This window comes from Motiliproteus sp. SC1-56 (assembly GCF_017309075.1).
Lineage (GTDB): Bacteria > Pseudomonadota > Gammaproteobacteria > Pseudomonadales > Balneatricaceae > Motiliproteus.
In genome coordinates, this window is the sequence record NZ_JAEMGS010000010.1 from 152,599 (window position 1) to 169,873 (window position 17,275).

At 61.7% G+C, this 17,275-nt stretch carries 15 protein-coding genes; 3 read left to right on the forward strand and 12 right to left on the reverse strand.

The genetic code is table 11. The features are described from left to right. Positions 1–158: 158 nt before the first annotated feature. Positions 159–347, forward strand: coding sequence for a hypothetical protein (locus JGZ97_RS18520; RefSeq protein ID WP_370584059.1), 189 nt, complete (start codon positions 159–161; stop codon positions 345–347). A gap of 151 nt (positions 348–498) precedes the next feature. Here the strand turns inward: JGZ97_RS18520 and JGZ97_RS12695 are convergent, their stop codons facing one another. The 7 genes from JGZ97_RS12695 to JGZ97_RS12725 all read right to left on the reverse strand — a co-directional run bounded on the left by JGZ97_RS12695 (position 499) and on the right by JGZ97_RS12725 (position 8,810). Next, complete coding sequence (locus tag JGZ97_RS12695; RefSeq protein ID WP_370584056.1) at positions 499–2,295, reverse strand: ABC transporter ATP-binding protein; 1,797 nt, start codon at positions 2,293–2,295, stop codon at positions 499–501. 16 nt (positions 2,296–2,311) lie between these two features. Next, the gene (gene peaD / locus JGZ97_RS12700) at positions 2,312–3,463 is read right to left on the reverse strand and encodes a quinohemoprotein amine dehydrogenase subunit beta (RefSeq protein ID WP_207063004.1); all 1,152 of its coding nucleotides are present in this window, start codon (positions 3,461–3,463) and stop codon (positions 2,312–2,314) included. Between the two features lie 11 nt (positions 3,464–3,474). Then, positions 3,475–3,801, reverse strand: coding sequence for a quinohemoprotein amine dehydrogenase subunit gamma (gene qhpC / locus JGZ97_RS12705; RefSeq protein ID WP_207063005.1), 327 nt, complete (start codon positions 3,799–3,801; stop codon positions 3,475–3,477). Continuing rightward, positions 3,798–5,234 carry a quinohemoprotein amine dehydrogenase maturation protein gene (gene peaB, locus JGZ97_RS12710; protein WP_207063006.1) on the reverse strand — a complete coding sequence of 479 codons (1,437 nt, stop codon included), beginning with the start codon at positions 5,232–5,234 and terminating at the stop codon, positions 3,798–3,800. Before peaB ends, qhpC begins: the two co-directional genes overlap by 4 nt. 65 nt (positions 5,235–5,299) lie before the next feature. Beyond that, positions 5,300–6,919: a quinohemoprotein amine dehydrogenase subunit alpha gene (gene peaA / locus JGZ97_RS12715; RefSeq protein WP_242521740.1), complete on the reverse strand. Its 1,620-nt coding sequence runs from the start codon at positions 6,917–6,919 to the stop codon at positions 5,300–5,302. 218 nt (positions 6,920–7,137) lie between these two features. After that, on the reverse strand, positions 7,138–7,674 hold the full coding sequence (locus JGZ97_RS12720; protein ID WP_207063008.1) for an adenylate/guanylate cyclase domain-containing protein: 537 nt from the start codon (positions 7,672–7,674) through the stop codon (positions 7,138–7,140). A 38-nt stretch (positions 7,675–7,712) separates the two neighbouring features. Further along, positions 7,713–8,810 (reverse strand): class I SAM-dependent methyltransferase, encoded by a 1,098-nt coding sequence (locus JGZ97_RS12725; RefSeq protein WP_207063009.1) that lies wholly within the window; start codon positions 8,808–8,810, stop codon positions 7,713–7,715. A 256-nt stretch (positions 8,811–9,066) separates the two neighbouring features. Between JGZ97_RS12725 and JGZ97_RS12730 the strand changes: the two genes are divergently transcribed. After that, entirely contained in the window at positions 9,067–9,681 is a 615-nt protein-coding gene (locus JGZ97_RS12730) for a TetR/AcrR family transcriptional regulator (RefSeq protein ID WP_207063010.1), read from the forward strand. 132 nt (positions 9,682–9,813) lie between these two features. On the opposite strand, the gene JGZ97_RS12735 is transcribed toward JGZ97_RS12730, so the two are convergent. From JGZ97_RS12735 to JGZ97_RS12750, 4 genes are all read right to left on the reverse strand, one after another. Further along, on the reverse strand, positions 9,814–10,251 hold the full coding sequence (locus JGZ97_RS12735) for a DUF6691 family protein (protein ID WP_207063011.1): 438 nt from the start codon (positions 10,249–10,251) through the stop codon (positions 9,814–9,816). A 13-nt stretch (positions 10,252–10,264) separates the two neighbouring features. Beyond that, complete coding sequence (locus JGZ97_RS12740; protein ID WP_207063012.1) at positions 10,265–10,672, reverse strand: YeeE/YedE family protein; 408 nt, start codon at positions 10,670–10,672, stop codon at positions 10,265–10,267. Positions 10,673–11,036: 364 nt separating this feature from the next. Next, positions 11,037–12,362 (reverse strand): mechanosensitive ion channel family protein, encoded by a 1,326-nt coding sequence (locus JGZ97_RS12745; RefSeq protein ID WP_207063013.1) that lies wholly within the window; start codon positions 12,360–12,362, stop codon positions 11,037–11,039. Positions 12,363–12,386: 24 nt separating this feature from the next. Further along, entirely contained in the window at positions 12,387–13,727 is a 1,341-nt protein-coding gene (locus tag JGZ97_RS12750) for a serine hydrolase (protein WP_242521741.1), read from the reverse strand. Between the two features lie 276 nt (positions 13,728–14,003). On the opposite strand from JGZ97_RS12750, the gene JGZ97_RS12755 reads away from it, so the two are divergent. Next, positions 14,004–15,650 (forward strand): YdiU family protein, encoded by a 1,647-nt coding sequence (locus JGZ97_RS12755; protein WP_242521742.1) that lies wholly within the window; start codon positions 14,004–14,006, stop codon positions 15,648–15,650. 183 nt (positions 15,651–15,833) lie between these two features. Here JGZ97_RS12755 and JGZ97_RS12760 read toward each other — a convergent pair whose 3' ends face one another. After that, positions 15,834–17,273: a nickel-dependent hydrogenase large subunit gene (locus tag JGZ97_RS12760; RefSeq protein ID WP_207063015.1), complete on the reverse strand. Its 1,440-nt coding sequence runs from the start codon at positions 17,271–17,273 to the stop codon at positions 15,834–15,836. Between the last annotated feature and the right edge of the window lie 2 nt (positions 17,274–17,275).

A 17,275-nucleotide genomic window follows, 5' to 3' on the forward strand; every position in this document is an offset into this window, starting at 1 on the left:
GGACGCGGTGAGACCGTGTACCAGACCGGGGCGCCATACGACGGCCTGTTCTGGGTCGTTTCGGACGGCTTCGCATTCGAGATCGCGACCTACGAGCGCGGGCCGAACCTCGCGCATTTCTTCCGGCCGGGGTTCTGGTCCGGGGATTACGAGAGCGCATCACCCGGCTCCTCGTGCGTCTCGCCGACGCGCGCAAAACCAAAAATCCAGAAGACCCGCGCCCAGAGATCGACGTCACCCAGAACGATCTGGGCCAGCCCTCTAATCTGTCTCGTGCGTCCGTCGTGAGCAAGCTGCAGGCGTTGGAACGTGAGGGACAAATTACCCGCAGCTATGACTACAAATAGCCGCCATTTACTCGCTGGTGGTCATGAACAGCAAAACATCGCTTTAGCTAACGGAAGGGGTCCAGCTATACCACCGCGTTACCATCAGCCCGTAGCGAAAGGCGATTGGCAGAGCCAGTGAGGGACCAGGGAGCGTTTTTATAAAACGTCGTCAGCTCAACGCCGGTGCATACTTCGAAGCAGAACTGCCCTGCACGCAGGACTCGACCGACATTTCCATCAGGCTGCCGTCTTCCAGACAAAAATGCTGATCAACTCCGGCCAGGGTCGACGCCCGGTGGCTGATCAGGATGCGGGTGCGACCGGCAAAGAGCCGGTCCACGGCGGCAATCACCTGCGCTTCGGTCACCTCGTCCACCGCCGAGGTGGCCTCGTCCAGGATCAGCACGGCCGGGTCCTGCAACAGTGCCCGGGCGATCGCCAGGCGCTGCTTCTGACCGCCCGAGAGCTGCCCGCCCCGCTCGCCCAGCGGCGTCTCCATCCCCTGGGGCAGGCTTGCCACCAGCGTCTCCAGCTGGGCCTGCCTGATCACCGCCGCCACGGCCGCGTCCGTGGCCTCCGGCCGGGCGTAGCGGATATTCTCCGCCAGGGTGCCCCTGAACAGGGTGATGTCCTGGCTGACCAGCGCCACCCGCCGGCGCAGGTCCGCCGGATTGAGGCGCCGCAGGTCGATGCCGTCAAGGAATACGGCGCCAGCGTCGGGATCGTAATAACGCATGAACAGATCGATCAGGGTGGTCTTGCCGGCACCGGAGGGGCCGCTCAGGGCGATCTTGCTGCCCGCTTTAAAACAGGCCTCGGCACCCTCGAGAATCGGCCGGCTCGTGCCGGGGTAGGCAAAGCTCACCCCTTGCAGGCGCAACTCGCCGTGGAGCCGGTCGGGCAGCGCCGCCGCCTCGGCACTCGCTTTTACCGTCGCCTCGGCCCGTTGCAACTCCATGACCCGGTCCAGGCTGACGGACATTTTCTGCACCGCCACGTACAGCCCCAGCAAACTCTGCACCGGCCCCGTGGCCATCCCCAGGTAGGTGGAGAACGCGATCAGCGATCCCAGCTGCCACTGCCCCTGCACCACCCAGTAACCGCCGATCAGAAAGGCGGCTACCCGGGTCAGGGACGTCAGGGTGCCGGGCACCGCGTGGGTGAAGAACTCCACCACCTGGAGTTTGAGCAGATCGCCCAGGTAGCGGTCACCCAGACGGTTCAAGCGGCGCGCCTCCCGCTCCTCCTGGGCCACCGACTGGATAAACTTCATCGCCGGCAGGGTCTCCACCAGAAACGAGCTCAGGTCCGCGGAGCGCTCACGTAAGGTTCGGGTACCCTGCTCCACCTTGCGCCGCATCCAGCGCAGCCAAAACACCTCCAGGGGAATCAGCAGCAACAGCAGCGCGGAGAGCTGCCAGGAGAGCATCACCATCAGCACCCCGGCCCCGACCAGGCCGATCAGGCTGCTGACCGCGGTGAACAGGCTGTCCACGGCAAAACGCTGGATCTGGGCCAGATCCCCGTCAAGACGCGAGAGAATGTCGCCGGTGCGGCGCCCGCCGAAAAAAACCGGTGACAGGGTCTGCAGGTGACGGTAGAGGTGTTCGCGCAGATCGAAAAGAATGCGCCCGGACAGGCGCGTATGCAGGTAGCGGTTGACCCCCGCCAGGGCGGTCGCCAGCACCCCCGCCACCGCCATCACCAGGGCGACTTGCAGCAAGGTGCCGTAGTCACGGGCAAGCAGCCCCTCGTCGATCAGCAGCTTGGTCAGCCAGGGCTGCAGCAACACCAGGGCCGAGGCCAGCAGCGACAGGGCCAGCAAGCCGCCGATCGCCCGCCGGTGCGGACGCACGAAGGTATAGAGCCAGGCAAAGGCCTCGGCCATCTGGCGACGGTCGAGACGCCCCTGCCCGGCGCCGGGCGGCGGCGCAGCGACGGTTGCGCCGAGCCACCTCAACAACACGGAAACCGCCCCAGCCTCAGTGGCTGAGCCTAGCGACCCGAAGATCGCTGGTGGACATGTCGCCGCTCAGCTGGATACCGCCGATCTTGTCCAGGGTTTCAGGATCGTGAATGGAGATATCGCTGGCGGTGCCGCCCAGGTAGAGCCGCTCGCCATCGCCCGAGATATTGATGTTGTAGTAGGTGTGGTCCAACTCCTTCACGCCCAGCACCTCACGCTTGGCCACGTCGTGCTTGGAGAGGGTGTTGAAGGCCCCGTACAGGGTGTTCTTGTCGGTCGGGTCGGCCACCACGTTGAAAATGATAAATTCAAACGGGGCAAACTCCATCCGCTCGGCCTTGCCGGTCGCCAGATCGACCCGGTTCATTCCCCACCACCAGGCGGCGGTCTCAAAATTCATGGTGTCGTCGGTGAACTCGGCGGTCACGTAGGGCAGGATGTATTCATTGGCCTGCTCCCCGAGGTTGAACATGGCGAAGGCATCCGGAGTCAGCCAGCCGGGGCGCTCCTCGCTCTGCAGGGCTTCAACCAGCCGGGTTTTACCGGTTTTGGGGTCGATCGCCTTCAGGTCTCCGCCGCCCAGGAAGACCTCGCCGGTGGCAGCCGCGGCGATGGTAGTGATGCGCCGGTCCACCGGGAAGGTGCGTACCGGTTTGGCGTTAAGCCCGTCGCCGGTGTTGAACACCGCCAGTACCGGCGACATCACCTGGAATTCGTCCTTGAGCAGGCGCACCGGGTTCTGAATGGTGTAGAGTTCCTCGCCGTCGGTGCTGACCGCCAGGGAGACGAAGGTCTTGACCTGCACCTCGTTGCTCGACTGGTAGGCGGAAAAGACCTGCTCACAGGATTCGATGTTGAATCCGTACAGGTTTTCCATCCCGTTGCTCAGAATGTAGGCGATGCGGTTATCGGGAGAGAGCGCGATCTGCCCGCCGAAACTGCCCGGAATCTCGCAGCGCCGGGCCACCTCGTTGGTCGCCATGTCGATCACCTGCAGGTGGTTGGGCCGGGTGACCGTCAGCAGGTACTCTTTCGGGGATTCTGCGTGGGATTCGGCAGCCGCCTGCTGCACCTGCTGGTTGCCGCAGCCGACCAGCAGAGCGGCGCCCGTCAGGATCGCGGCGCCCAGGCCCAGATGGCGATTCATTGTTCGATTAGTCAGTTTCACGGGGCAGCTCCTCACTTCTCATCCACGGGATAAACGCCGTCCAGCTTGCGCCAGTCCTGGTCGGCCTTGCTTACACTCGAGCTCCAGTCGGGGTGCGTATTCATGGTGTCGGGCACCTGGGCCGGCCACCAGCAGGCGTCGGCGCAGCCATAGAGATCCGCCTCCATGGGCTGACACAAGGAGCCCAGGCCACCGAAGGGGTCGACCTCCCAACCCGGGTCGGTGACCCCGGTGCAACCCACCACGGTCTGCATGGCCACGACTTCGTCCACGGCTGCGGGGTCCGCCGCCTGATCCAGCATCTTCGCTTTCTTGTTAATGGATTTAAGGTGTTTCATGGGGATGGACTCCTCCTGGGAGTAACGTGAGCATCGAAAAAACCGGGGTTCTCGATCGCCACTCGGCTATAAACGTCCACGCCGAAGTCGACCCAGTCCCGCAGCAGATCACAGTAGTGATAAGCGGGCACGCTCGGGTCGCCGTACTTGGCGTAACTTTCGTGGTAGCAGCCGCCGGAGCAGAGATTGCGGATACGGCAGGCTTCACAGCCCGTACCGCTGCGGTCCAGGCGCGCTTCAATAAACTGGGACAGGGCCGGCTTATCCACCCCGGTTTCAACGTCGCCGAACCGGGGCAGGTCCGAGCCGGTAAAGCGGTGGCAGAGATTGATCTCACCGGCGGTATCCACCGCCAGCAGGGCGACCCCGGCGCCGCAGGGAAGGGCTTTTTTGCTGCCCTCGTGAATGTCGCTCAACAACCGGTGCATGTTGCCAAAGCCGATGTTGCGCCCTTGCAGCGCTCCTTCAAGGTAGCGACGCCCCAGGCGCTTCATGCCGGCGAACACCTCGGCCAGCTCCTGCGGCGTCAGGTTGAACTCGGCGATATCGCCCGAGGTCACCGGCGCAAACCCCACTTCGTGAAACCCCAGCTCCCGGTGCAGGTGCTGGTAGATGGTTTCCACGTCGGTGACTCCCCGGGTCAGGGTCACCCGTGCGCCTATCGGCCTTGACCGATAGCGTGAGAAGAGCATCTCCACCTTCTGGCGCACCACGTCATAGGTGCCCTTCCCGCCCACGGTAATGCGGTTCTTATCGTGCATCGCCTTGGGTCCGTCGAGGCTGATGGTGAGCCCGATACGGTGCGCATCAAAGTAGTCCACCAGCGCCTCGGTCAGCAGGGTGGCGTTGGTGGTGAGGGAGAAATCGACACTGCCCCGAACCTTTTGAAAGCGCGCCTCGCAGTAGGCGACGACATTACGGATCAGGGGCATGTGGGTCAGGGGCTCGCCCCCGAAGAAGACCACGTTGTAACGGTCCTGGTCCGGGGATTCGCGCAGCAGCATTTCAATGGCGTTGATCGCCGTTTCCAGGGGCATCTTCTCCCCCTTGGAGGGAGCCGCCAGGTCCTCTTTGTAACAGTAGGTACAGCTGAGATTGCACCCCGTGTTAACGTTGAGCACCACGGTATTGAGGGGGAACTCGGTGACTTTGGCCGGCTCGGCGTTCAGCTGCGCGCTGCCGTCAACGCTCAACACCTTCAGCGTTTTCAGTTCGTCGATGGCCGCGTTCACCGGTTCCGAACCGTAACGGGGGGCCAGTGCCTGTGCAAGGTCGTCGGCCGTCCGGTCGCCCGCGCGCAGCCGCGCGATCAGCGCCTCACTCAGCCCGTCCAGCTCGAACAGGGCACTGGTCGGCACATGAAACAGCAGCTTCCGGCGATCCACGTCCACCAGGTGCAGGTTAGGTTCGACCAGGGAGAGTACAGAGCCCATTGTTCACCTCCTGTGCTGTTGAATGCCCGCGGCCGTGCCGGCCGCGGACGCCTGTCCGGAGCGGACTACTGGATCACCGGGAACATGAAGGTCTGCACCGCCACCAGCAGGTGGTTCTCGCCGCTCACCGGGCCATCACCGTCATCCACCGTGGCCACCACCGCCAGCTGGCCGACGTTGTTGGTGGACATGCGACGCTCCGGGTTGGGGCCGGCATCGCCGGGGATGAACAGGCCGGTTTCGGCGTCGATGGTGCCGGCGTACTTGAGGTCGTTGTCGGCCTGGGCCACCTCGTCAAACGCCTTGAGTGACCACTGGGCCGGCACATAGCCGAGGCGCAGATCGTCTTCGGTGCCGGGCGTGCCGTCCTTTCCGGCGGCGTAACCGACGGCCCTGAAGGCCACCTTCTGCTTGGCCAGCTGGCCGCCGTTGCCGCCGACCCGGGCGATAGACTGACCGGGGGTGACATCGACCCGGGCCAGCTTGTCGTAGACCACCAGATCCGCCCCCTGGGCGCCTCCGACCCGCAGCGCCCGCGACCCGATACCGGCGCTTTCGCTGGCCTTGGCGACGACCTCAATACGGTCGGCATCACGGGCGAGCACCTTGACCAGGGTGATCCCCTCGCCCAGGTCGATCTCCCCGGAGAGCTGCGCCCCGTGCAGGGTCAGGGTCTGGGTCTGACCACGCTTGAGGTAGCCGGGGGAGACCGATAGCAGGCGGGAAAGCCCCTTCTTGGCCTTAACCGCCCGAATCTCGCCGCCCAGCTCCTTGGCGTCGCGCAGGAACATCCGCCCCTGCAGGGTTTCGCCGTTTTCGTCGGCCGCCAGCACCTGGCGCATCGGCACGCCGTCAAGGGTCAGGTTGGCGCGCCATTCGTAACCCGTGTAAACCTGGGCCAGGCCGTTCCCTTCCAGCGCCGAGCCGTCCGCGTACTGGCCGGTAATCTTCAGCTGATAACGGTCATCCCCCTGGGGCTGGGCGCTGAGCGTGGCGTCAAATTCGCCCTTCTCCGGCAACCAGCCCACCAGGCGCCAGCTCCCCTCCAGTGACGCCTTGGGCGCCGCCTGCCACTGCGACCATTCCGGGGTCGACAGGGGGTAGGCGCTGCTCAAGGCCGGTGCCACTTCGTTCAAGGTGCGATCAAACCAGGCGTGGTCCCGCGCCCCGGCGATCAGCTCGATGGTAGGGAACTGGCCCATGTGGAAATGGACCAGTTTTTTCCACTCCTCCGCCGAGCGCCGCTGCAACGCCACCCGCGCCCCCGAGTGACAGCCCGCACAGGTGCCGGCGACCGCCTCGTTCTCGAGGTTCTCCACATGGTTGCGATCCTGCTCAAGCACGTAACGCAAGCCCCGGGTTTCGGCCGGGGCCAGCCCCTGGGTATCGGCCAGGTACTTGATCAGCTCGCGCTTCTCCTCCGCAGAAATTTTCAAGCCACGCAGGGCCTGCATACGGTTGAGCGTCATCTCCCAGCCTTCGGGGGTTTTACGCAACTGGCTGATGCGACTGAACGGAGCCGCGGCATCCCCCGTCTCCGTGTGGCAGTCAAGGCAGCGCTCGCGAATAAGCTGCTGGCCGTCCGCCGCCGCCGGGGTGGACCAGACCATCAGCCCGGACAACGCCAATGCAGCCCCCCCGGACAGCGACAGCCCGGTGTTCCATCTGGATTTGGTAGTTTTCAAGCTGATCACCCTCATCGTCTTCATCTCGTTGGGCCCGTTGAGCAAAGCTTCCCCTGTTCAGATTCAACGACCTGAGGCAGCGGAAACCCAGGATAGAAAGCGATGCTACCGCCGGGCTGTAAACCAAACTCCGGCGTTTTGTGCGCAGTTGTGGCTTTATGTAACGAGATGTAAAGCGTGGTGAGAGAGGTACAAGAGAACGGTCAGCCTGAAGGTGATCACCCCCACACCAGCGGGTAGCAGGTGACAGGCCTGTCAAAGCCCTTGAGCCGGGTCTGGCATTGAGCGCCGAAGCGACCGGAGGATCCCGCCAGCTCACGAAGCCGTTCGCTAACCAGGATCCGTCCCCGCTCGGCCTGCTGGCACAGGCGGGCGGCGAGGTTGACCACCGAGCCGAACAGGTCGTTGTCGGCCGCGATCGGTTTGCCGGCGCTGATACCGATCCGCACCGCCAGCGGCTGCGCCACCCGGCGAAAGCGCTGCATGGCAAGTTGGAGGGCCACGGCGAAGGCAAGCGCGGCTTCCACCCGCTCAAAGGCGAGATGAAAGCCGTCACCGGTGAACTTGATCTCCTCGCCGCCGTGGCGGGCCAGCAAACGTCGGACCACCCGGTTGTGGGCCAGCACCAGCCGCGCGCTGACCTCGTCCCCGAGGGACTCGTAGAGCGCGGTGGAGTCGACGATGTCGGTAAACAGGATCACCCGGAAGCGCGGCTGACCGGTCCTGTTCGCAGCGGTCTGATGATCGTGTTGCATGGTGCGTTCCTGCCTACCAACCCGATTATGCCGACCGCTCAGGCGGCCTTGCGGATGACGTAGAAGCTGTTCTGGAAATCGTGGTCCAGCTGGTGGACGTCGATATCGCTGAACCCTGCAACGCCGAGCATCTTGCGCGCCAGCTCCTCGCCCCACATGGTGCCGAGCCCTGCGCCGCCCTGGGCCAGGGAGACGGTCATGCAGTGCAGGGTGGAGATGGTGTACAGCAGCGGCCCGATGGGATGCGCGATGTTGTTCTCCAGCCGCGAGGAGGCGTTAATGTCCTGCATCAGGAAGGTGCCGCCCGGTTTGAGGGTGCGGTGGATGCCATCCAACACGTTCTGCGGCGCCGCCTGGTCATGGATCGCGTCAAAGGCGGTCACCCAGTCGTAGCCCTGGGGTTCGGCGTCGCGGTTGAAGTGGGTCAGGTCCTGCTGTTGGAACCGAATGTTGCTAAGGCCCTGGCGCGCGGCCTCTTCACGGGCGCTGGCCAGCGCCTCGTCGGACAGGTCCAGCCCGACAAATTCGGAACGGGGGAAACGGGCGGCCAGGCGTGTGATCACCCGGGCGCGGCCGCAGCCCACGTCCAGCACCCGGATCCCCTGCTCCAGGCGCGGAATCAGGTGTTGAACCAGCGGCAGGACGTGCTCGTCCAGCGCGGACAGCACGGTCTGGCCGCTGTCTTCGGCCATTACGGCGTGAAAGCGCGGGTAGTGCTCGTAGCCGACCCCGCCGCCGTTGCGAAAACAGTCGATCACCCGATCCTCGACGCTGCCGAGCAGGCCGATGTACTGGGCGAACACGGCGATATTGTCAGGGGACGCGGCACGGGTCAGCACCGCGGCGTGGGAGGCGGGCAGCTGGTAGCGGCCGTCATCAGGCCGGTACTGGACGATGCCGCCGGTGACCAGAGCCCCCAGCCATTCACGCACGTAGCGCTCATCAAGGCCGCTGTGGTCGGCGATCTCGGTGCTGGTGCTGGGCGGCAACTCGGCCAAGGTGTCGAACAGGCCGGTGCGGTGTCCGATGGAGACCATCAGCGAGAGGGCTCCCTGGTTAAGCATGTCCACCAGGCGGTCGGCAAAGGCGTCGGTGGTCTGGGCGGTATTCAGCGTGGGGATGCAGGCGTTACACATGACGAAATCTCCGTGGGCGTTGTTGTTTTTCGATGCCCTACCAGCTTACGTCTGCGGTTTTTAATCTCTCAATACGGGTACGGGATTAAAATTGATTTTTTTAATTTACTGATACCAATAAACTTTTCTCCATCCGGACAAAAACGTCCGCGTCGCTCGGAGTCCCCGAAGGGCCGGTTTCTGACCTGCGGTACAACAAAAACCGGGGAAAAGCTGACCTACACTAAGGCCAGCACGACACAAACAGGTGATCACGATGCCCCGGGACGGAACCGCCACCCGCACCAAGATCATGGATGCCGCCCAGCAGATGATCCTGCAGGTGGGGCTGATGGGCACCTCCATCGAGCGGGTGATCGAGGAAGCCGGGGTCACCAAGAGCACCTTCTTCTACCACTTCAGAACCAAGCACGACCTGGCGGCGGCGCTGATCGAGCGCTTCGCCGACGAGGACCTGCACCACCTCACCGACGCCCTCACCAAGGCCGAGCAGCTGTCGCGGGACCCGCTGCAGCAGCTGCTGCTGTTCGTGGGCCTGTTCATCGAGTTTGCCGAACAGCTCGAAGAACCCTTCCCCGGCTGCCTCTATGCCTCCTACTGCTACCAGAGCGGGGCGGTCTCCAAGGAGATGATGGACGAGGTGGAGAAGATGATGCGTTTCTGGCGGGCCCAGGTGAGCCGCAAGATTGAAGAGGTGCAGGCGCTCTACCCCACCCGCATTCCCATCGACCGCGAGGAGGTGGCCGACCACGTGCTGACCACCTTCGAGGGCGCCTTTATCCTCTCCAAGGTGATGAACGAACCCAAGCTCGCCGCCCAGCAGCTGGTCCAGTGCCGTAACTACCTGGAGCTGCTGTTCAAGGCTGACTGAGGTGACGCAAGCGGTATTGAGCGCGGGCGGTGCTTATCTCTGTGAGGAGTGACTGCTGCCCACCGCCCGAAGCGTTGGTTCGGGCGGCTTCAGATTCCGATTGATTGGCCGAGGCCAGGTCCTTCAGCCCGTTTACCGCCGCATCACCCGGGAAGCGAGATAGATACCTCCCAGCATGCAGGCCACAAACCAGGCGACGGTGAGTGAACCCGTTGGGAGATTGACGATGCCGGGGCCGGGGCAGATACCGCTTATCCCCCAGCCCAACCCGAAGGCGGCCGCCCCCAGCAACAGGGGCCGGTCGATGCGCTGCGCTTTGGGTAGGTGGTACTGCTCGGCATAAACCGGCGCCTTGTTGTCGCTGATGCGTTTTTTCACCACGAAGTGATAGAGCGGCAGGTACACGCCCAAAGCGCCCGCCATCACGAACATGAGCGACGGATCCCATTGCCCGGAGGCCATGTTTGAAACGTTGAGAAACCCGATCACCACGCTGGGATCGGTCATTCCGGAGATCAACAAACCTGCCCCAAACAAGAGGCCGCAGACGAAAGAGACGAAACTGTTCATAGCGATTAAACGTTTATCCGTGGAAGCTGATCGCGGCTAACACACCGGTGGTCATAAACACGGCCGTTGCCGCAATCGATCGGGTCGAGAGCCGGCCAATACCGCAGATTCCATGACCGCTGGTGCAGCCACAGCCAAAGTAAGTCCCGGCACCGACCAGAAGCCCTGCCAGCGCGATCAACGGCAGGGGTAACGCCGGAACACTCGGCGTTGAGTCAAAAAACAGCTTGGCGATCAGGCCACTTGCGACGAGCCCGGCCAAGAACAGGAGTCGCCAGTTGCCAGCGCCTCGCGTAAAGAGGGCCCCGTGAAGGATGCCGCTGATACCTGCGATTCTACCGTTGAGGAGCATGAGCAAGATGGCGGCAAGGCCAATCAAGCCACCACCGAGCAACGGAGTGATTATCTCTGTCGACGCCATAGAAGTTATCCGGGAAGTGTGGGAGGTGAGGCTGTTTTTGCGACATTAGATTTTACTAAATCTGCCGGAATTTGGCATCTCTGGGCTCCCAAGTTGCCAGCGGTTTCGCGGAAGCGGTCAACGGACGCAAGATTCATTCGGGCTTGCCAGCCAAGCCTTAGAGATGTTGACTGCCCTATCCTGCTCGCGCTCCCCGCACAACCAGGAGCGTTATCGCAACTGTCTGAGACAGAGAGGACGCCAACGGAGTGCCCCCCACAAAATCCAGACAAGCCAGACAAGCCAGACAGTGTTGCTGCGGTTTCCAGAGGAGCCTGCCGACATGGCATCCTGTCTTATGTCCCATCCAGGGCCATGCCAACACTCAGGATTTCATGTGCACATCTCGCTGGGGATAAGGGATCGATATTCCAGCTTCGTCAAATGCTTCCTTCATCTGATGGGTGAGATCCCAGTAGACATCCCAGTAGTCCGCGGTCTTCACCCAAGGGCGGCAAATGAAGTTAACCGAACTGTCTGCAAGCTGATGAACACGCAGGGTAGGCTCCGGCTTATTCAGAATTGCAGGGTGGCTTTTCACGATCCGCTCCATGACTTCCAGAGCTGCCGGTATCGAGTCTTCATAGGAAATACCAAACACCAGATCAACCCGACGTACCTTGCTGGCCGTTACGTTGGTAATCACATTGCCCCAGACATTTTTGTTCGGAATCACAATAATCTGGTTGTCCGGGGTCGCAACCTTCGTTGCGACGATACTGACGGACTTCACGGTGCCACCGACACCCCCGACCTCGACATAGTCGTCTTCATCGAAGGGCTGATTAATCATGATCATCAGCCCGCTGGCCAGATTGCCCAACGTGTCCTGAAAGGCAAAGGCGAGAATAAAGGAGGCCCCGCCAATCATGGCGAAGATGGGTGCGACATTGACGCCAAGGCCGGCCAGAACCAGCAACAGGCCAAGGGTGAGCACCAACCAGAAAACCACGCCAACCAAAAACGTTTCCAACAGTTTGGAAATAGTAGGAACCCGACCAATCCACTTGCGGGCCGCGGCGCTGAACGTACGTGCAACGGCCAGCAGCCCTAGCGCCGCCAGAATCACGATGCCGATGTTCTTCAGAACCGCCAGGCCACCGTCTTTGCGGGTGACCCATTCAAGAGTGGCCAGGAAAATGGCTTTGGGACTGGCCAGGCTGGTTTCATCCAGCAGGATCGCATCCCGGTAGGTCCGCAGGTCAGCCACCAGTTCAGGATCGCCAGCTTTGCGCTCGTAGGCATCCACCACCATGGTGTAGCGTTCAAACACCGGGATTCTGGCTTCAGTCATCGCCGCTATTTCCCGGTAAGTTTCTTTGCGCTGGCCTTCCGGAGATTGAATCGCACTTACCTTTTTATTCGAAATTGCTCGGGTTTCCGCCTGAACAATATCCAGCCAGGCAAGCGCCAGCGGCTTGAGCTCGTCTTTTGTCATGGGCACAAGCCGATGGGAAAGCACGTCGATCGGTATCGCCGGGTTGGTCAAATCTTGGGAGACCGCCTGCTCAGGCTCCTCACCAGAGGGCTTCTCACCAGAGGGCTCCTGAGCAGAAGCCAGTTGGGCGAGTGCAACAAGCCCAACGATCGAAAACAGGAGATAACGTGACAGGAGATGGATCTGTTTAATGGATAACATCGTTTTAGCCACCAGTTTTACCCACGCGGGCTCGAGTTACTCGTTTTTACCGGACAGAAACTCCGCCAATGCCTGATAGGCTGGCAGCGAGGTGGGGTCAATAAGGCCATTTTTGGCTTGGGGGAAAGAGGCCAGGCGGACCAGAACCATGTTCGCTGTGGGATCGATATAAATGGTTTGCCCATGAACACCTCTCGCTGCAAACGCGCCATGGTCGTTATGAAAAACCCACCACTGACTGGTGTAGCTGCCTTCGGGAATCGTAGGAAAGCCGGAAAACTTGCTTTGGTCTCCACCGGCACGGATGCTTTCGACCACCTTGGCCGGGAAGAGCTGCTTGCCATTGAACTGACCGTTCTGCAACACCAGCAGCCCGAGACGCCCGAGATCCCGCAGGCCTGCTGAAATCCCGCCGCCGGCAAAGGGCACCCCTTTTCCGTCCACCGTTTGATAAGCCGCCTGTTCGGCGCCCATAGGGCGCCACAATCGCTGCGATGCAAGCTCAGTAACCGCCTTGCCTGTCACCCGACTGATGACCCAGCCCAGCATGTCTGAATTGATCGTCTTGTAATGAAAGGATTCGCCATGCTCGCCCTCGGGCTCAACCTGCTGCAGATACTCCCAATAGCCATTCGGCCCCTCGTAGTCTCCCGCCTTGGGCAGTGGGCTGGCAGCCGCCGAGTACAGCCAGATGTCGGCACTCGGGTCTGAGTAATCCTCCGAATATTTCAAACCGGTGGTCATATCCATCACCTGCCGGACCGTCGCGTTGGCAAAGGCGCTGTCGCCAATCTCCGGAATGATGTCTTTAACCTGCAGGGTGTCATCAAGTACACCTTCCTGAACCAGTATCTCGCCCAGCAGGCCGGTGACGGACTTGGTCATGGACATGATGGCGTGCTTTCCGTCCGGCTCGAGACAGCCGAAATACCGCTCGTAAACCACCTTGCCGTCATGAAGGATAAGCATTCCGTCGGTGTAGTTGGCATAAAGCGACTCTTCCCAGCTCATGTCCGCACTTGAGTTAGTGGGCGTGAACCTCAGCGCATCGATGGTGCGCGCCATTTCAGCAAATCTGGCCGGCGGCAGATATTCCAGCGGAACAGGTTTGCCAACACCGCGGCTGATTTCTTCTGTCGGCAGAAACTCGCGCAAGTGGCAGACAGACCAGCGCAACTTGGGAAAGCTGAAGTAGTTGGAATCCGGCTGGGTGATAAGCAATTCGGGAGGCGACGGAAATCCCTGCATCCAGCCCAAAACACGAGGGTCGGACTCCTGGGCGGATAAAGTGTCTGAGTGAACAGAGGGCGCAGCGAGCAAAGCCCACAGGGAGCCAACGGCCGCGCCGGTCTTCATCAAAGTGCCAAGCATCGGCATTAAAAGCTCCCTTTACACTACTCCATAGGCTGACGCCTGGTTAGTCTAGTTCATGGCTTGGCCACTGGACTTCCCCCGGCCTCGTTACCTGAACTCGCGCAGCGGGTTCTGGTCGTACCCTGTCAAGGTATTGCAAAATCGTCGAGGTATTGCAAAATCATGCTACGAGATCCCAGTTATCCGGTGGACACTAGAGAGGGCGCTAGAGAGGGCGAAGAAGCCTCCTCAACTGTCTCGACGTTAGACGGCCTCGCCAAGCGCGCCAGCTACTCACTGATGGATACGCTAACCCGTGATCCTGAGGCGACAGAGGACGGTGCCGATCACGCACCCCGACAAGTCTTTAGCGGGCACTATGTGCCCGTTCAACCCACACCGATCGACGACCCCGAATACGTTGCCCACAGCACAGCGTTCTTCCGGGAACTTGGCCTTGCCGACGGTTTGGCGGAATCCGTGGAGTTCGTACGGATGTTCAGCGGAGACCTTTCGCAGGTCCCGGCGCCACTGCGCAAGGTGGGCTGGGCGACGGGCTACGCGCTCTCCATCTTTGGCACCGAATACACTCAGCAATGCCCGTTTCAGACGGGTAACGGCTATGGCGATGGTCGTGCCATTTCCGTACTTGAGGCCGTCATCAATGACCGCCGCTGGGAAATGCAGCTCAAAGGCGGCGGTCGCACACCGTATTGTCGGGGCGCGGATGGCCGGGCGGTCTTGCGTTCGAGCGCCCGGGAGTTCCTGGCGCAGGAGCACATGCACGCCCTTGGCGTGCCGACCTCTCGATCCTTGAGTTTATACGTATCGAAAACAGAGAAGGTCCGGCGCCCCTGGTACGCTGAGGGTTCGACATCACTGGATCCCGACCGGCTCATCGAGGAGCCCGTGGCGATCTCGACGCGAGTGGCGCCCTCTTTCCTTCGGGTTGGCCAGATCGAGCTCTTCGGTCGCCGTGGCCGTCATAGGGAACACGCCACGGCGCTGGAGGAACTCGAACAGATCGTTTTGCATTTGATCGATCGCGAGTACGCCGAAGTCATCGACAGTCAACTCGGCATCGCCGAGAAAGCGGTTTTGCTCGCCCGTGAGTTTCGCGGTCGCCTGACTTCGCTGGTGGCGAACTGGATCCGTGTCGGCTACTGCCAGGGCAATTTCAACAGCGACAATTGTGCTGCCGGCGGCTTCACGCTGGATTACGGCCCGTTCGGGTTCTGTGAAATATTCGACCCCTTTTTTCAGCCTTGGACCGGCGGTGGGCAGCACTTCGCCTTTTTGAACCAGCCGGCGGCAGCGGAACGTAATTTCGCCATGTTTTGCTCGGCGTTGCAGCCGCTTCTGGCTTCAAATAAGGAGGCATCACAACAGCTGGATGACATTCGCGGTGGCTTCATGGCAGTCATGCAAGAGGAACTGGAAGCCATGTGGTCGGCCAAACTTGGACTTGAACGGTTTGACGCAGCCTTGTTCGGTGAACTCGTAAAACTCATGGTGCAAACCCCCGTTGACTACACGATCTTCTTCCGCGAACTCTCATCGATTCCCGACGACATAACACCACTTACAAAAAGCTTCTACAGACAGCCGGATGGAACGATGGAGACGGACTGGTCCGAGTGGCTGGTGAAATGGAAATCCCTCGTCACCGACCGAAACGGTGCAAATAACGGCCAGGGCCGATCGATCGACGATATATCAAGGCGAATGAAATCGGTTAACCCTAAATACAGTTTGCGGGAGTGGCTGCTGGTACCGGCCTATCAACGTGCGGCCAGGGGAGATTACGATTCACTCAGAGAACTACAGGCGGTGATGACCCAGCCTTACGCTGAGCAATCAAAAGCGGTGGAGGATAAATACTACCGCCTGAAGCCGCAGGAGTATCGCTCCCTCGGTGGCGTGTCGCACATGAGCTGTTCTTCATAATTCTGGCGCCAAGCTTTAAGCCAGCGCCTTATCGTCAAGCTAGCCGGGTTCGAACGGCCCGCACCCAGGCGCCTAATGAGAAAAGCCGGGACAGAGAACTGCAGTGATCAAGTAAACCTGGCCACTACAACCGAAGCCACCGCATTAACTGCCCAGTCGTGAATTAAAGATCACTATTTCTAATCAATGCACCGTGCACACCATGCAGGGATCAAACGAGCGCACCACGTGCTGCACCGCCACCGGATCCTGTTCGCCTTCGCGCACCGGGGTGCCGGCCAGCGCCTGTTCCAGGGCGCCGGGCTGGCCCGCCTGGTCACGGGGTGAGAAGTTCCAGGTGGTGGGGGCGATGATCTGGTAGTTGGCGATCCGCCCCTGCTCGACCCGTATCCAGTGCCCGAGACTGCCGCGGGCCGCTTCGATCATGCCCACTCCGGTACCGTCCGGAACCTGGCCGGGGTCCCGGTAGCAGGGCTGTTCCGGCTTGAGGGCCGCGGCCCAGCCCTCCATCCGCATCAACGTGCGGGCCACCTCCACCAGACGCATAACCACCCGGTTACGCACATTGCTCCCGGATTCAGCCACCAGTGCCCGGGCCAGGGGCTGGCCATCCACCACCTGCCGGGCCAGGGCCCCCACTTCCACCACGGTTCCATCCAAGCGCGGCGCCTTGCACCAGCTGTAACCGTCTGGCTTGTCCAGATCGGGCCGGGTTTCCCCGCGCCCGGGGGGCAGGCAGACCTCGTTCTGAGCCATCCAGCTGTGGCTGACGTCCTCGCTGATTCGGCTCCGATCAAGGGCCTGTAGCCCCCCCTCCCAGACGCCCGGGGCCAGGGTAGGTTGCCCATCCAGCGGATAGTTACCGAAACTCATAAAGCGATCGCCCCCGCGGCCGAGGGAGGCAAGGTTAAGCGCCTCGGCCAAGCGCACAAACAACGCCAGGTCCGAGTCGCGACTCTCTGCCCACCGCTCCAGGTCCGTGATGCTGCTGAGCCCGGCGATCGCTTCGAGGCTGTCACCGAAAGTCACCCGCTCCAGAAAGCGGCGAAAGCCCTTGAGGATCGCCAGCAACCGCAGCCGTTCCTGGGGCTGGATGCCCTTGCTGAGCCCGCCGGGCTGAATGGCCAGGGAGTGTGGCCACTTCCCGGCCAGAATCCCCATCAGGTGCAGAAACTCGGCCCGCGCCGGGATCACCTGGGCGGCGGCGCTGCCCTTGACCGCCTGGAAGCGCTTGGCGACCCGGGCATACCAGAACTCGCCGGCATAGACCGCGCGGGCGAAATCGGGCATGAAAAAGAGGTAGAAGTGGCTGATGTGGTCGGCGAGGTTTTCGTTGGCCAGGATCAGGTTGGCGGCCAGTTCTCCGTTCTCCGGAACCTCGGCCTGTTGCAGGTCGGCCAGGGCGCGGGCGGCGGCAACGGATTGGGAGACCGAGCAGATGCCGCAAATACGCGGCGTATAGACCAGCGCATCACGGGGACTCTTGCCCACCAGCATCTGCTCGAAGCCGCGGTAGAGGGTGCAGTTGATCCAGGCCTGGTTGACCCGGCCCTGGTCGATATCCAACTTCACTTCCAGATCCCCTTCCACGCGATTGAAGGGACCGACAACGATTCTGCTCAATG

Coding starts and splice junctions, on each gene's coding strand:
- qhpC (WP_207063005.1), bottom strand. CDS start 3,801: ATGAAACACCTTAAATCCATTAACAAGAAAGCGAAGATGCTGGATCAG.
- peaB (WP_207063006.1), bottom strand. CDS start 5,234: ATGGGCTCTGTACTCTCCCTGGTCGAACCTAACCTGCACCTGGTGGAC.
- JGZ97_RS12720 (WP_207063008.1), bottom strand. CDS start 7,674: ATGCAACACGATCATCAGACCGCTGCGAACAGGACCGGTCAGCCGCGC.
- JGZ97_RS12725 (WP_207063009.1), bottom strand. CDS start 8,810: ATGTGTAACGCCTGCATCCCCACGCTGAATACCGCCCAGACCACCGAC.
- JGZ97_RS12730 (WP_207063010.1), top strand. CDS start 9,067: ATGCCCCGGGACGGAACCGCCACCCGCACCAAGATCATGGATGCCGCC.
- JGZ97_RS12735 (WP_207063011.1), bottom strand. CDS start 10,251: ATGAACAGTTTCGTCTCTTTCGTCTGCGGCCTCTTGTTTGGGGCAGGT.
- JGZ97_RS12740 (WP_207063012.1), bottom strand. CDS start 10,672: ATGGCGTCGACAGAGATAATCACTCCGTTGCTCGGTGGTGGCTTGATT.
- JGZ97_RS12750 (WP_242521741.1), bottom strand. CDS start 13,727: ATGCCGATGCTTGGCACTTTGATGAAGACCGGCGCGGCCGTTGGCTCC.
- JGZ97_RS12755 (WP_242521742.1), top strand. CDS start 14,004: ATGGATACGCTAACCCGTGATCCTGAGGCGACAGAGGACGGTGCCGAT.